This is a genomic window from uncultured Subdoligranulum sp. (assembly GCF_963931595.1).
GTDB lineage: Bacteria > Bacillota > Clostridia > Oscillospirales > Ruminococcaceae > Gemmiger.
In genome coordinates this window covers 379,406-394,732 of sequence record NZ_OZ007030.1, presented here as the reverse complement: position 1 = coordinate 394,732, position 15,327 = coordinate 379,406, and the positions used below count along the sequence as shown (strand labels likewise).

Annotated in this window: 10 protein-coding genes; 1 reads left to right on the top strand and 9 read right to left on the bottom strand. The window is 64.3% G+C overall.

Going from position 1 to position 15,327, the window contains the following annotated elements:
- The first annotated feature begins 172 nt into the window (after nt 1–172).
- Nucleotides 173–2,557, top strand: coding sequence for a ferrous iron transport protein B (feoB, locus tag ABGT73_RS01875; RefSeq protein ID WP_346668156.1), 2,385 nt, complete (start codon nt 173–175; stop codon nt 2,555–2,557).
- Between the two features lie 61 nt (nt 2,558–2,618).
- Here the strand turns inward: feoB and ABGT73_RS01870 are convergent, their stop codons facing one another.
- The 9 genes from ABGT73_RS01870 to smc all read right to left on the bottom strand — a co-directional run bounded on the left by ABGT73_RS01870 (nt 2,619) and on the right by smc (nt 15,322).
- Nucleotides 2,619–3,560 (bottom strand): glycosyltransferase family 2 protein, encoded by a 942-nt coding sequence (locus ABGT73_RS01870; protein WP_346668155.1) that lies wholly within the window; start codon nt 3,558–3,560, stop codon nt 2,619–2,621.
- 133 nt (nt 3,561–3,693) lie between these two features.
- Nucleotides 3,694–6,237, bottom strand: a complete 2,544-nt coding sequence (leuS, locus tag ABGT73_RS01865; protein WP_346668154.1) for a leucine--tRNA ligase — start codon at nt 6,235–6,237, stop codon at nt 3,694–3,696.
- Between the two features lie 29 nt (nt 6,238–6,266).
- The gene (gene rsfS, locus ABGT73_RS01860) at nt 6,267–6,641 is read right to left on the bottom strand and encodes a ribosome silencing factor (RefSeq protein ID WP_346668153.1); all 375 of its coding nucleotides are present in this window, start codon (nt 6,639–6,641) and stop codon (nt 6,267–6,269) included.
- Nucleotides 6,642–6,666: 25 nt separating this feature from the next.
- Entirely contained in the window at nt 6,667–8,574 is a 1,908-nt protein-coding gene (locus ABGT73_RS01855) for an LCP family protein (protein WP_346668152.1), read from the bottom strand.
- A gap of 49 nt (nt 8,575–8,623) precedes the next feature.
- Nucleotides 8,624–9,823 carry a bis(5'-nucleosyl)-tetraphosphatase (symmetrical) YqeK gene (gene yqeK, locus ABGT73_RS01850; RefSeq protein ID WP_346668151.1) on the bottom strand — a complete coding sequence of 400 codons (1,200 nt, stop codon included), beginning with the start codon at nt 9,821–9,823 and terminating at the stop codon, nt 8,624–8,626.
- Entirely contained in the window at nt 9,820–10,119 is a 300-nt protein-coding gene (locus ABGT73_RS01845) for a YhbY family RNA-binding protein (protein WP_346668150.1), read from the bottom strand. Before ABGT73_RS01845 ends, yqeK begins: the two co-directional genes overlap by 4 nt.
- A gap of 24 nt (nt 10,120–10,143) precedes the next feature.
- Entirely contained in the window at nt 10,144–10,779 is a 636-nt protein-coding gene (rdgB, locus tag ABGT73_RS01840; RefSeq protein WP_346668149.1) for an RdgB/HAM1 family non-canonical purine NTP pyrophosphatase, read from the bottom strand.
- 3 nt (nt 10,780–10,782) lie between these two features.
- Nucleotides 10,783–11,748, bottom strand: coding sequence for a signal recognition particle-docking protein FtsY (ftsY, locus tag ABGT73_RS01835; protein WP_346668148.1), 966 nt, complete (start codon nt 11,746–11,748; stop codon nt 10,783–10,785).
- Nucleotides 11,749–11,764: 16 nt separating this feature from the next.
- On the bottom strand, nt 11,765–15,322 hold the full coding sequence (gene smc, locus ABGT73_RS01830) for a chromosome segregation protein SMC (RefSeq protein ID WP_346668147.1): 3,558 nt from the start codon (nt 15,320–15,322) through the stop codon (nt 11,765–11,767).
- Nucleotides 15,323–15,327: the final 5 nt, after the last annotated feature.

Here is a 15,327-nt window from a genome sequence, read left to right as displayed (position 1 = left end):
ACAAAACCATCCCCTTCGGGTGCCCCTCACCCGAAGGGGATTTTTGCCGTTTTTTCCTGGATTCCACCGACTTTTGCCGCATTGACATTGCGTGTTAGTCGTGCTAAACTTTTTCTGTATTGATAAGGTGTTTTCGGCCTGTCCCCCAGGCCAGGAGGTTTGGAAAAGTACTATGACATTGGCGGAACTGAAAATCGGGCAGGATGCGCTGATCGAGGCCATCGGCGGCACAGGAGAACTGCGCCACCACCTGCTGGATATGGGGCTTACCCCCGGTACCGAAGTCACGCTGCGCAAGGTAGCTCCCATGGGCGACCCCATCGAGGTGGAGCTGCGCGGCTATGAATTGACCCTGCGGCTGGAGGATGCCGCGAAAATCACGGTGGAGAACGTCCACAGCACCGACCGCGCCGCCCCCAGCGAGAAGCGGCATGCCCCCATCCCCCACCCCGGCGTGGGCGAGCTGGGCAGCGCGGCCAGCTACCACAACCGCAAGGCGGGTGCGCCCATCCCCAAGGGCGCACCGCTCACCTTTGCCCTGGCCGGCAACCAGAACTGCGGCAAAACCACGCTGTTCAACCAGCTGACCGGCTCCAACCAGCATGTGGGCAACTTTCCCGGCGTGACGGTGGACCGCAAGGACGGCGTCATCCGGGGCCACAGCGAGGCCACCGTCACCGACCTGCCGGGCATCTATTCGCTCTCCCCCTACACCAACGAGGAGATCGTCACCCGGGACTTCATCCTGCAGCAGAAACCCGACGGCATCATCAACATTGTGGATGCCTCCAACATCGAGCGCAACCTCTACCTGACCATGCAGCTGATGGAGCTGCAGATCCCCATGGTGCTGGCCCTCAACATGATGGACGAGGTCCGCGCCAACGGTGGCACCATCCTGGTCAACCAGCTGGAGAATGATCTGGGCATCCCGGTGGTGCCCATCTCGGCCGCCAAGAACGAGGGCATCGACGAGCTGATCGAGCATGCCATCCATGTGGCCCGCCACCGGGAACTTCCGGGACGCATCGACTTCTGCACCGCCGGCGACGATGCCAACGACCCCAAGGGTGCCGTGCACCGCTGCATCCACGCCGTGGCCCACCTGATCGAGGACCACGCGGCGGCCGCCGGGCTGCCGGTGCGGTTTGCCTCCACCAAGCTGGTGGAGGGCGACGGGCCCATTCTGGAGGCTTTGCAGCTGGACCAGAACGAGAAGGAACTGCTGGACCACACCATCACCGAGCTGGAAAACGAGACCGGCCTGGACCGGGAAGCGGCTCTGGCCGACATGCGGTTCACCTTCATTGAGAAACTCTGCGCCGAGACGGTGGTCAAGCCCGGCGAGAGCCGCGAGCACAAGCGCAGCGTGGCCATCGACGAGGTGCTCACCGGCAAATACACCGCCCTGCCCTGTTTCCTGGGCATCATGGCGCTGGTGTTCTGGCTCACCTTCGGCGTCATCGGCGCGGTGCTGTCCGACTGGATGACGATGGGCATCGACGCCCTCACCGGCCTGGTGGACGGCGCCCTGACGGCCTACGGCATCAACCCGGTGGTGCATTCCCTGGTCATCGACGGCATCTTCGCCGGCGTGGGCAGCGTGCTCAGCTTCCTGCCCACCATCGTGACGCTCTTCTTCTTCCTGTCCATCCTGGAGGATACCGGCTACATGGCCCGTGTGGCCTTCGTCATGGACAAACTGCTGCGCCGCATCGGCCTTTCGGGCCGCAGCTTCGTGCCCATGCTCATCGGCTTCGGCTGCTCGGTGCCCGCCATCATGGCCACCCGCACCCTCTCCAGTGACCGCGACCGCCGCATGACCATCCTGCTGACCCCCTTCATGAGCTGCTCGGCCAAGCTGCCCATCTACGCCCTCTTCACCGCCGCCTTCTTTGCGCCGGTCTGGCGGGCCCCGGTGATGATCTTCCTCTACCTCTTCGGCCTGCTCTGCGGCGTGCTTTACGCCCTGATCCTCAAGCACACCGCCTTCCACGGCGAGCCGGTGCCCTTCGTCATGGAGCTTCCCAACTACCGGCTGCCCAGCGCCCGCAGCGTGGGCCAGCTGATCTGGGAGAAGGCCCGGGACTTCGTGCAGCGCGCCTTCACCATCATCTTTGTGGCTACCGTCATCATCTGGTTCCTCCAGACCTTTGATGTCCGCCTCAACGTGGCCCAGACCGCCGACAGCAGCCTGCTGGCCCTCATCGGTTCCTGGATCGCGCCGCTCTTTGCCCCCCTGGGCTTCGCCGACTGGCGTGTTTCCACCGCTCTCATCACCGGCTTCACCGCCAAGGAGAGCGTGGTTTCCACCCTCACCGTCCTGCTGGGCGGCAACACCGGCGCCCTGCCCGACCTGTTCGGCAGCACCTACATTGCGCTGGTCTTCCTGGTGTTTACCCTGCTCTACACCCCCTGCGTGGCCGCCATCGCCGCCGTCCGGCGGGAGATGGGCAGCGCCAAGGCCGCGGTGGGCGTGGTGGTCGCCCAGTGCGTCATCGCCTGGGTGGTGGCCTTCCTGGTCCACTGCGTGGGCCTGCTCTTCGGGCTGGTCTGATTTCTGCTACATAACAAAAATCCCGACGGGAAATTCCCGCCGGGATTTTTTGTTTTGGTTGTTACCGGTCTTCCTCGGTTTCCGCCACGATGTAGATGGGGCGGTGCTTGACCTCCAGGTAGGTCTTGGCCAGGTATTCGCCCACGATGCCGGTGCAGAACAGCTGCACGCCGCTGCACAGCAGGATGATGCAGACCATGCTGGGCCAGCCCGAGGTGGGGTCACCGAAGGCCAGTGCCCGGATGATGACAAAGAGGATGCCGATGAAAGCCAGGATGCAGAACAGCACGCCGGCCCCCGCCGCCACCAGCAGCGGCGTGGTGGAGAAGCCCACGATGCCCTCGATGGAGTACTTGAACAACCCCCAGAAGTTCCACTTGGTGGTGCCGGCTACCCGCTCGATGTTCTCGTAGTCGAACCACTTGGTCTTGAAGCCCACCCAGCTGAAGATGCCCTTGCTGAACCGGTTGTACTCCGCCATGCTGAGCACGGCGTTGACCATCTTGCGGCTCATGAGCCGGAAATCCCGGGCGCCGTCCACGATCTCGGTGTCGGACATCTTGTTGATGATCTGGTAGAATTTCCGGGCAAACCAGCTGCGCAGCGGCGGCTCCCCCTTGCGGGTGGTGCGGCGGGTGGCGGCGCAGTCATACTCCCCGGAGAGCAGCGTGTCCAGCATGGCGGGCAGCAGCGAAGGCGGGTCCTGCAGGTCGGCGTCCATGGTGGCTACATAGTCCCCCCTGGCCGCCTGCAGCCCGGCGTAGATGCCGGCCTCCTTGCCGAAGTTGCGGCTGAAGGAGACATACCGTACCCGGGGGTCCAGCGCATGGAGTTCCCGGGCCACCCGCAGGGTGCCGTCCCGGGAACCGTCGTCGATAAAGATAAACTCAAAATCCGCGCCGTGGCTCTTGCCCATCTCGCCCGCCACACGGCTGGCTTCCTTGTAAAAGAGCGGCATGGATTCCTCTTCGTTATAACACGGAACGATCAGACTGATCAGCATGGGTTGAACCTGCTTTCCTGCCCTGTAACGGCATTTTGTGATATGGTTTTATTATACCGTTTTTGGGGGATATTGTAAATAGACAGAAAAAGGGTGCCGCCCCCGCAGGGACGGCACCCGGATGCTTTTTCAATCAGCCTTTGACGGCGATGTTGACCAGCTTGCCCTTGACGTAGATCTCCTTGGCGATGGTCTTGCCGGCGATGGCTTCCGCCACGGCGGGCTCGGCCTTGGCCTGGGCGATGGCGTCGGCGCTCTCGATGGCGGCGGGCACCTGGATGCGGGCCTTCACCTTGCCGTTCACCTGGACGGCGATCTCGATGGTCTGCTCCACGCACTTGGCCTCATCGTAGCTGGGCCAGGGATGGTAGGCCAGCTGCTCGGTGTGACCCAGCTGCTGCCACAGCTCCTCGGTCATGTGGGGCGCGAAGGGGTTCAGCAGTTCCAGCAGCACCTCGTACTCGGCGCGGTTGGCGCCGCCGTGGTCGCTGAGGGAATTTACGTAGATCATCAGCTGGGCGATGGCGGTGTTGGCCTTGAGGGCGTCGATGTCCTCGCCCACCTTCTTGATGGTACGGTTGGCCACCGCTTCCAGCTCGGGACGGATGGCGTCACCCTCCAGCAGCTTCTCGCTCATGCCCCAGATCTTGTCCAGGAACCGCTTGCAGCCCTTGATGGAGGAGGTGTTCCAGGGAGCGGCCTTCTCGAAGTCGCCGATGAACATCTCGTAGAGGCGCAGCGTGTCGGCGCCGTACTCGTTCACCACGTCGTCGGGGTTGACCACGTTGCCCAGGCTCTTGGACATCTTGACGATGGGATGTTCGGCCATCTCGCCGTACTTCTCGATGAGGGCGTGACGGGCCGCCTTCTCACTGCCGTACTCGGCCACCAGGCGTTTGCGCTCGGCGTCGGTCTGGTTCTCGAAGGCATGGGGGTTGAGGCCCAGGATCATGCCGTGGCTGGTGCGCTTGTGGTAGGGTTCCTTGGTGGGCACCACGCCGATATCATAGAGGAACTTGTGCCAGAACCGGCTGTAGAGCAGGTGCAGCGTGGTGTGCTCCATGCCGCCGTTGTACCAGTCCACGGGGCTCCAGTATTCCAGGGCCTCCTTGCTGGCGATGGCGTCCTTGTTGTGGGGATCGCAGTACCGCAGGAAGTACCAGCTGGAACCGGCCCACTGGGGCATGGTATCGGTCTCCCGCTTGGCGGGACCGCCGCAGTGGGGGCAGGTGGTGTTCACCCACTCGGTGTGGCGGGCCAGTGGGCTCTCGCCGTCCTCGCCGGGCTCGAAGTCCTTGATCTCGGGCAGGCGCAGGGGCAGCTCACTCTCGGGCAGGGGCTGCCAGCCGCACTTCTCGCAGTAGACCATGGGGATGGGTTCGCCCCAGTACCGCTGACGGCTGAAGACCCAGTCGCGCAGCTTGAAGTTGACCTGCTTGTGGCCCTTGCCGTTCTCCTCCAGCCAGGCGTACATCTTGGTCTTGGCATCCTCCACGGACAGGCCGTCCAGGAAGCCGGAGTTCACCAGCGTACCGGTGGCCACATCGGTGAAGGCCTCCTGGTCCAGGTGGCTCTCGGTGGGGCCTTTGACCACCTCGATGATGGGCAGGTCAAATTTCTTGGCGAATTCCCAGTCGCGGGTATCGTGGGCAGGCACGGCCATGATGGCGCCGGTGCCGTAGGTGGCCAGCACGTAGTCCGAAATGAAGATGGGCACCTGCTTGCCGTTCACCGGGTTGATGGCTTCCACGCCCTCGATCTTGACGCCGGTCTTCTCCTTGTTGAGCTCGGTGCGCTCAAAGTCAGACTTGCGGGCGGCCTCCTCCTGGTAGGCGGCGACGGCCTCGGTGTTCTTGATGAGGCCGGCGTCCACCCACTTCTTGATGAAGGCGTGCTCGGGGCTGACCACCATGTAGGTGCAGCCGAACAGCGTGTCGGCGCGGGTGGTGTAGACCGTCAGCGTATCGCCGGCGGTGGTGTCGAAGTTGATCTCGGCGCCGTGGCTGCGGCCGATCCAGTTGCGCTGCTGGGTCTTGACCCGCTCGATGTAGTCCACATCGTCCAGGTCGTCGATGAGGCGGTCGGCGTAGGCCGTGATCTTGAGCATCCACTGGCTCTTGACGCGCTGCACCACCGGGCTGCCGCACCGCTCGCAGACGCCGTTGACCACTTCCTCGTTGGCCAGCACCACCTTGCAGCCGGTGCAGAAGTTGACGGTGGTCTCCTTCTTGTAGGCAAGGCCCTTCTTGTAGAGCTGCAGGAAGATCCACTGGGTCCACTTGTAGTATTCGGGATCGGTGGTGTTGATCTCGCGGTCCCAGTCAAAGGAGAGGCCCAGGGCCTGCAGCTGGCTCTTGAAGCGGGCCACGTTCTTGGCCGTGACGATTTCAGGGTTGATGTGGTTTTTCAGGGCATAGTTCTCGGTGGGCAGGCCGAAGGCGTCCCAGCCCATGGGATACAGGACGTTATAGCCGCACTGCCGCTTTTTGCGGGCCACGATGTCCAGCGCGGTGTAGCTGCGCGGATGACCCACGTGCAGGCCGGCCGCCGAAGGATACGGGAACTCCACCAGCGCGTAGAACTTGGGCTTGGAGTGGTCGATCTCGGCATGGAAGGTATGCTCGTCCTGCCAGACTTTCTGCCACTTGGCCTCAACGGTCTTGAAATCGTACTTCACAATAACTCTCTCCCCACTGTGGATGCCCCTTACTCGGCGGCATCCGTTTTTTCTTCCAGCCATTCGCTGGCAGGCACAGGCGTCGCATCGGCCCAGAGATGTTCCAGGTCGTAATAGTCATGCGCTTCCTGCGTAAAGACATGCACAATGACGCTGCCGTAATCCAGCAACACCCAGCGTTTGCCGTCGTGACCCTCGGTGCGCAGGACGTTGACGCCCTCGCGGCCCAGCTGGAACTCCGCCTCATCGGCCAGGGCCCCCACATGGGTGGTGGAAGTGCCGGTGGCGATGACGAAGTATTCGGTCACGGTGGTCAGATCCTCCACGGCCAGAATGTGGACGTTGAGGGCCTTTTTGGCGTCCAGCGCGCGGGCCAGACGGATGGCAAGTTCTCTGCTTTCCATAATCAGATAAAACTCCTCTTGTATATCAGGCGGCGGAGTCACTGGAGCTGTCCCCGGAACTGCTGTCCGACGAACTGCTGGTATCGGTGCTCTCGCTCTCGGTCACGTCGACGACCTGGTTGGAACCATCCAGGTTGTTGTCATGCTGGGCCGTGTCGGCATCACTCATCAGGCTGCCCATATACTGCACGTTGGGATCGGTGGCGGTGTAGCCGGACAGATCCACGACGTTGTCGCAGAGGTTCAGCTGGCTGGCGTCCACCGGGCCGGTATTCTCGCGGAAATACTGGTTGAGCAGGTCGGCGTCCTCCTGGCGGGCCGGATAGAGCAGCGACTCGCCCTGGTACTTCGGGCCATTGATGACCGGCATCTGGCAGATCATGATCTTGCTGCTGTCCACATTGAGCAGGCTGACCGCAAAGCTGATCAGCTGGGAGGCGCTGAGGTCGGTCTCCATATAGTTGAGCACCGCCGGGGTCAGCTTGGCCACGTCCCAGATATTGCCGATGCTCTTCAGCTTGCGGAAGAGCGCCGCGTAGAACTGACGCTGCATGTTCAGACGGCCGATGTCGCCGTCGGGGTAAACCTTACGGGCACGGAGCAGGAATTCCATGGAGGCGCCGTTCAGCGTCTGGTATCCGGCGCTGATCTTGCTGTCGCCCAGGCCCAAAGCCGCGTAGTCCACATCAAAGGGAACGTAGATCTCCACGCCGCCGAAGAGGTCCACCAGTTCGGTGAGCATTTCGAGGCGGATGGTCACATAACCGTCGATGGGCAGCTTGTACTGATCGGCCACCAGCTCGCAGAGGGCGGCCATATTGTTGTTGTTGTCGGATCCCTGGGTCTTGGCCACGCCGTTGATGCGGTAGTTGGCCGAGACGCTGGTATCGGTGGTGACCATGGTGTCGCGGGGGATCTGCAGCATCTTCAGTTCGCCCGTCTCGTTATTGAAATGGACGTAGAGGATCATATCGGTCATGCCGTCGTTGACGTTGGAGTCGTTGGCGGCGCCGGCCGACAGGTCGTCGGTGCTGGAACGGTCCACACCGGTGACCAGGATGTTCAGTTCCTTGCCCTGGAATTCCTTGGGGGTGTTGATCAGCTGGCTGATCTTGATGGCGCCGCCCGAGGGGGCAATGGCCGCCATGATCAGGGCGTAGGCACCGCCGAAGATGAGCAGGATGATGCACAGGGTGATGAGCAGGATCTTCCACCACAGGCCCTTCTTCTTTTTCTTCTTGCCCTTCTTGCCGCCGTCATCCCCTTTTTTGCCGCTCTTCTTGCCGCGGGGCGCATCGCCGTCCCGGGGCGGCTTGCGGCCGCCGCCGGCACTGCCGGATTCTCCGGCGCGGTAGGTGGATTTTTCGGCGCCGGCCTCGGGGGCGCGGCGGCGGGGCGTTTCCTCCTCCATCCGGATTCCGCCCGAAGCGGGAGCCTCCGCGGGGGCCGCGGGCGCCGGGCGGCTGCTGCGGCGCTGGTCGGTGTCCAGGCGGCGGGTCTGGGGGCGGGCCGCCTGGGTGCCGCCCTGGGAGGGCTGGCGCACCGTGCGGCGCTGGGCCGGGAAGCTGGCGGTGTTGCCGTACTTGCGCTCCGCCGCGGCGCGGTAGGCCATGGCCTGGCGCTGGGCACGGGTCAGTTCACGGGGTGCTTCCGGCTCCTGCACCGGCGGCGGGGTCTGGGCCTCGGCCGGTGGCGGAGTCTGGACCGGTTCCTCCTGAACCGGATGCTGGTTGATATGGCGCCCCTGCGCGGTGCGCACAGGCTGCTGCACCACCCGGCGGCGTGCATTCTGACTGGCCAGCTGCTGGGCGCGGCGGCGTGCGGCTTCGTACTGATCCTGGTCCGGCATGCCGGAACCGGACGGCCGGGACGAGCCAGCCGAATACGGGCTGCCCGATGCCCCGCCGGTGTGGAGCTTACGCGGTTCGCTCATGGACGTTTCCTCCCTGTTGAACGCATTTCACAGTCTGGGGCGCAGGGGGTCAGCATCCCAGCTGCGCCTTTTGGTACTCGTATGCGGCCACGCTTTCGGGATCCAGCGCGCCGCCCTTTTCTTTTACAAAATCAATGCTCTGCTTCAGCGCCACCAAAAGCGCTTTGTCCAGATCCTCCATCTCCAGGCGGCGCAGTTCCTCCACGCCCGGCCAGTCACGCTCGTCGCTGGTCATATCGGCCAGGTAGAGGATCTTGTCCAGCAGGCTCATGCCCGGCTTGCCGGTGGTGTGGCAGCGGATGGCCGACAGGATTTCCGGGTCGGTCACCCCCCACATCTTTTCGGCCAGAATGGCGGCGGCAATGCCGTGCCAGATGGCCGCAGGACGTGCCGGGGCATTTTCTGCTATTATAGCATTATCGGCAAAAATCTGCAACAGGGCTTCCCGGGGCAGCTCCTTGGCACTGTCGTGCAAAAGGGCCGCCAGAGCAGCTTTTTCGGGGTTTTCGCCCCACCGCTCGGCCAGCTGTACTGCCATTTTTTTTACATTTTTGGTGTGGGTCCAGCGCTTGTGGCTCAGGCGCGGTTTGACCAGTTCCTTCGCTTCTTCACAGGTCATGATACCAGTTCCTCCTTGGCGCGGGGGTGTTGCCTGCCGGTAGAGCCCCCTGGTTTCGATCACCTGCAGCACCGACGGCGGCAGATACTGTCCCCACCGGGCGCGGGGGATCTTCCCCGTGCGCAGATCGCTGGAGGCACAGGGATAACTCTCGGCCCGGGCAAACAGCACCCGGCCGCCGTAGCCTTCCAGCACCCGGGCTGCCTCGGCCAGTGCGGCATCGTCCCCGGGGCGGCGGCTTTCCACCACCAGGGTGGCCATCTGCAGGATATCCTGCCAGCGGCACCACAGCTGGAAGGTCAGCAGCATATCGCTGCCCACGCTTAAGTACAGCGCGGCGTCAGGGAACCGCGCGCGCAGCATCTCCATCGTGTGCACCGTAAAACTGCGGCCGCCCTGGCGCAGTTCCCAGTCGCTGACCTCCACCAGGGGAGACAGCGCCTTGAAACAGTCGCACATGGCCAGGCGCACCTCGCCCGGCGTAGCACTGGCCGCTTTATGGGGCGGAATGCCCGCCGGCATGACGATGACCCGGTCGGGCTGCACCAGCTCCAGCGCGGCCCGCAGGTTGTTGATGTGGCCGTTGTGAGGCGGGTCAAAGGTGCCGCCGTACAAAAGTACCTTTTTCATTTTGCCAGAATGGCGGTGTAGGCGCTCTCCTTGGGTTTCTGCTTGAAAAGCACGAACTTGCGGCCGATGACCTGCACACAGTCGGCGGACAGGGCCTCGGCCAGGATGTTCGCGGCCTCCTTGGCGGAATACTCGCTGTTTTCCAGCACCTTCACCTTGATGAGCTCCCGGGCGGCCAGACAGTCGGCCACGCCCTGGATCAGGGTCTCGTCGATCTCCCCCTTGCCGATCTGGAAGACCGGGTCCAGGGTGTTGGCGGCGCCGCGCAGGGCGGCACGCTGTTTGCTGTTGAGCATATCGTCTCTCCTTATGATGTTGGGTTACGCCTGGCCCAGGAAGGCCGGCAGCTGAGCGTCCAGCTTCTCCATGGCGCGGCCCCGGTGGCTGATGGCGTCCTTTTCCCCGTCGGCCAGCTCGGCGTAGCTGCGGCGGGCGGTGTTTTCGGCGGTGGTACCGTCCGGCAGGCCCACCCGGTCGGGAATGAACAGCGGGTCGTAGCCGAAGCCGTTGGAACCGGTCCCGGTGAAGGCCACGCTGCCGGGGCATTCGCCCTCCACCAGCAGTTCCCGGCCGTCGGGCAGCAGGAAGCAGACCGCCGACACAAACCGGGCGGTGCGCTTTTCTTCGGGGACGCCCGCCATCTCCCGCAGGAGTTTGGCGTTGTTGGCGGCATCGTCGCCATGGTGCCCGCAATACCGGGCGCTGTAGACGCCGGGGGCGCCGTTCAGGGCATCCACGCAGAGGCCGGAATCATCGGCCACGGTGGGCAGGCCGCTGGCCTTGCAGAAGGCTTCGGCCTTGATGCGGGCATTCTCCGCAAAGGTGGTGCCGGTCTCCTCGGGGTCCAGGGTAATGCCCAGTTCCCGCAGGCTCTTCACCTCATGGCCCATCCGCTCCAGGATGCGGCGCAGTTCCTTCAGTTTGCCGGCATTGTTGCTGGCAGCACAGATCAGCATGGGTCAGTCCTCCTTATGGGTGGGCACTTCGGGCAGCAGCGACTCCACAAAGGTCTGGGCGTCGAAGGGCATGAGATCGTCGATCTTCTCGCCCACGCCCACGAACCGGATGGGCAGGCCCAGGTTTTCCCAGACGCTGACGGCACAGCCGCCCTTGGGGGTGCCGTCCAGCTTGGTGAGCACCACGCCGGTGGCACCGGCGGCCCGGCAGAATTCCTCCGCCTGGCTGATGGCGTTCTGGCCGGTGATGGCGTCCAGCACCAGCAGCACTTCGAGACTTGCCTCGGGGCTGGCCTTCTTGACGCTGCGGGAGATCTTGCCCAGCTCGTCCATCAGGCCCTTCTTGTTGTGCAGACGGCCCGCCGTGTCGGCGATGACCATATCGTAGCCTTTGGCGGTGGCGCTCTTCACCGCGTCGAAGATGACGGCGGCGGGATCGGCCCCCTGCCCGGCCTGGACCAGCGGCACGCCGGCTCGGTCGGCCCACAGTTCCAGCTGCTCGCTGGCGGCGGCACGGAAGGTATCGCCGGCGGCCAGCATGACCCGGCGGCCCTCCTCCTTATAGAGGTGGGCCAGCTTGGCGATGGTGGTGGTCTTACCCACGCCGTTGACGCCGATGACGAGGATCACCGCCGGGTGACCGTCCAGTTCCAGGGGATACCGGGGGGTCAGTTCCTGGCAGAGGATGCTCCGCAAGGCGTTGAGTGCTTCCTCGCCGGTCTTGAGGTGGTTTTTCTCCACCTCGTCCCGCAGCTCGTCCACCAGCCGCACCGCGCAGGCGGGGCCCACGTCGGCCAGGATCAGCTGTTCCTCCAGGTCGTTGTAGAGATCGTCGTCGATCTGGCAGTTGGTCAGAGTGTTGAGGATGTTCTGGAAGAAGCCGGTGCGGGTCTTTTCCAGACCGCGCTGCATCTTCTGCTGTTCTTCAAACTCTTTTTCCGAGATGTTGCGCTTTTTAAAGAAAAACATGGGGCCCTCCTTGGGATCAAGAGATCAGGTCGGCACTGACGTTCTCGAGGTCGAGACGCAGAATCTTGGAGACGCCGTCCTCCTGCATGGTCACACCGTACAGCACGTCGGCGGCCTCCATGGTGCCGCGGCGGTGGGTGATGACGATGAACTGGGTATGCTCGGTCATCCGGCGCAGATACTGGGCATAGCGCACCACGTTCACATCGTCGAGGGCGGCTTCGATCTCGTCCAGGATGCAGAAGGGCGCCGGGTTCACGTTGAGGATGGCAAAATAGATGGAGATGGCCACCAGGGCCTGCTCGCCGCCCGACAGGGCGCTGAGGTTCTTGATGACCTTGCCCGGCGGCGAGACTTCGATCTCGATGCCGGATTCCAGGACGTTGTTCTCGTCGGACAGATACAGCCGGGCGTGGCCGCCGCCGAACAGCTCCCGGAAGATATGGCCGAAGTGACGGTTAATCTCCTTGAAAGAGCTGGTGAACAGTTCCTCCATCTCGCTGCACAGCTCGGCGATCATCTTGGTGAGTTCGGCCTTGGCCTTCTCCACGTCGGTGACCTGGGCTTTCAGGAAATCGTACCGCTCCTTGACCTCCTTGTACTCGTCGATGGCGCCCACGTTCACATTGCCCAGGGCGCGGATCCTGGAGCGGGTCTCCGCCACCTGGCGGCGCAGCTCGGTCAGCGAGTCAAAGGGCACGCAGAGGGCCCTTGCCTCGGTGTCGGTGAGCTGGTACTCCTCCCAGAGTTTGGTGTTGGTATCGTTGAGTTCGTTCTCGGCAGCGGTGCGGCGCTCGGCCAGACGGGCCATCTCGCCGCTCATCTTCTCCCGCTCGTCGGTGAGGGTGCGGTTCTCCTGGGCCAGCTTGGCGGAGGCCGATTCGGTTTCCATCCGGGCGGCGTTGGCCGTGCGGATGACCTCCTCGGCGGCGGCGATCTTCTGCTGGTTCTCCCCGCGGGCCCGCTCGATCTCGGCGATCTTCAACTGATTGGCCTCGATCTGGGTCCTGGCCGCCTGGATGGAGGCCTGGAGTTCCCGCACCCGGGCGTCGTTCTCGCCGGTGCGGCTCTCGAGGCTTTCCAGAGAGGCCTGGTGCAGGCTGATGTCCTTTTCGTCGGCCAGCCGCTGCATCTGCTTTTCGGAGAGCTGCTGGGTGATGGTTTCCCGCTCGGCGGTAAGAGAGCCCGTGCTCTCTCCCAGCTGGGCCAGCTCGGCGGCGTACTGTTCCAGTTCGGCCTCGGCCTTCTGGCGTTCCGCCTCGGCGGCGGTGTATTCCGCGTCGCTGGCGGCGCGGGCCTGCTGCTGGGCTTCCACCTCCTGCTGGAGAGTGCGCAGCGTCTCGCCGTACTGGGCCACCGCCCCGTTGAGACGGTCGAGATCCAGGCTGGCGCGCAGACGCTCGGAGGCGGCGGTCATGCCCTCCGCCTCGGCGCCGGACAGCTGGGCCGTCAGGTTATCCACCTCGGCCTTGCGGGCGGCCAGCTCTTTCTCGGCCTGGGCGTGCTTTTCGTCCAGCTTGGTGAGCTTTTTCCGCAGTTCGTCCAGCTCCTGTTTGCGGCTGAAGACGCCCACGCTGCGGGCGGTGGAGCCGCCGGTGAAGGAACCGCCGGCGTTGATGACCTGGCCGTCCAGCGTGACGATGCGGTTGCGGTAGCCGAGATTGCGGGCCACGGCGGAGGCCTCGGTCAGGTCCTCCACCACGATGATGCGGCCCAGCAAATTGTCGATGATATGCTGGTATTTCGGGTCGGTGGTGACCAGGTCGGCGGCCACCTCGGCGGTGCCGGAAAGGCGGCCGTTAAAACGGCTGCCCTGGACGGTGTCCAGCGGCAGGAAGGTGGCGCGGCCCGCCCGCTCCTCTTTCAGGAAGGCGATGGCGGCCCGGGCACAGCCCTGGTCCTCCACCACGATGTTCTGCAAGGCAAAGCCCAGGGCGGTCTCGATGGCCACCTCGTAGCCCTTGCGCACCGTGAGGATGCCCGCCACCGGGCCGATGATGCCCCGCAGGCGGCGCCCCGCGGCGGCCCGCATGACGCTCTTGACGCTCTGCTGGTAGCCGTCCATGTTCCGTTCCAGTTCTTCCAGAATGTGGATGCGCTGGGAGGCGTTGGACCGCTCCCTGTCGGCTTTCTGGAGGGCGTCGGCGGCCTCCGCCTGCTGACGGCGGCGGCTTTCCAGTTTGAGTTTGAGACCCGCCTTGATGTTGTCGTTGCGGGTGACGGCCTCCTCGGCCTCCTGCAGACGGCGGGTAGCCTGGGCCTTCTCGCCCTCCGCCTTTTCGGCGGCGGCGCGGGCCTCCTGGACCTGATGCTCCGCCTCGGTGCGGCGGGCATCGGCGGCATCGGCGGCGGTACGGGCCGCGGCGATGCGCACCTTGGCGGAGGTGGCGGTGTCCTGCAGCCGTGCCATGGCGGCGTCGATGACATCCCGGCGCTGGCCGCTGGCGGCGGCCTTCTCCTCGAGGGCCCGCAGGTTCTCCCGCAACGCGGCAATGCCCTCGTCCAGGGCGGTCAGGCCGGCCTGCAGCTTCTCGATGGCGGCGCGGTGTTCGGCGGCCTCCTTCTCGATGCTCTGGCGGCCCTGGCCCACCCGCTCCAGCTCGGCATTGGCCTCGTCGATGCGGAACCGGCTGTGCTCGCTCTCGTTCTTGAGAACGGCCACCTGGCTCTCGCTGCCGGCGTTTTGTTCGGTGAGGGCGCGGATGTCGGCGTTGGCCTGCTCCACCTGGAGCACATACCCCTGGGCCTGTTCCCGCAGGGAATTGCTCCTGGCGTCAAACTCGTCCAGCTGGCGGCTCAGCCGCTCATAGTCGGCCTGGGCGGCCTCGTACTTGCGCTGCTGGTCCCGCAGGGACTCGTTGGCGCGGCGGATGGCATCCACCCAAAGCGTCACTTCCAGGCTCTTGCGGGTGGCCGACAGTTCCAGGAACTGCTGGGCCTTCTCGCTGTCCCGCTTCAGGGGACCCACCCGCTTTTCCAGTTCGCCCAGGATGTCCCGCAGCCGTTCCAGGTTGCCCTCGGCGGCAGCCAGGCGGCGTTCCGCCTCGTTTTTGCGGTAGCGGTACTTGGCAATGCCCGACGCTTCCTCAAAAATTTCCCGGCGCTCGCCGGACTTGGCACCCACGATCTCGGCAATGCGGCCCTGGCCTACAATGGCGTAGCCGTCCCGGCCGAGGCCGGTGTCCAGCAGCAGTTCGTAGACATCCTTCAGGCGGACGTTCTGGCCGTTGATGGAATATTCACTTTCGCCGCTGCGGTAGTACCGGCGGCCGATGGTCACCTCGTCGGCATCCATGTCCAGGCCATGGTCGCTGTTGTCGATGGTCAGCGCCACCGAGGCATAGCCCATGGCACCCCGGGTCTGGGTGCCGCCGAAGATGACATCCTCCATCTTGCCGGAGCCGCGCAGCTGCTTGGAGCTGGTCTCGCCCAGCACCCAGCGGATGGAGTCGGAGATATTGGATTTGCCCGAGCCGTTGGGTCCCACGACACCGGTGATGCCGTTGCCGATGGTGATCTTGGTGCGGTCGGGGAAGGACTTGAAGCCCTGGATTTCCAGTTCTTTCAGGCGCATAGGGT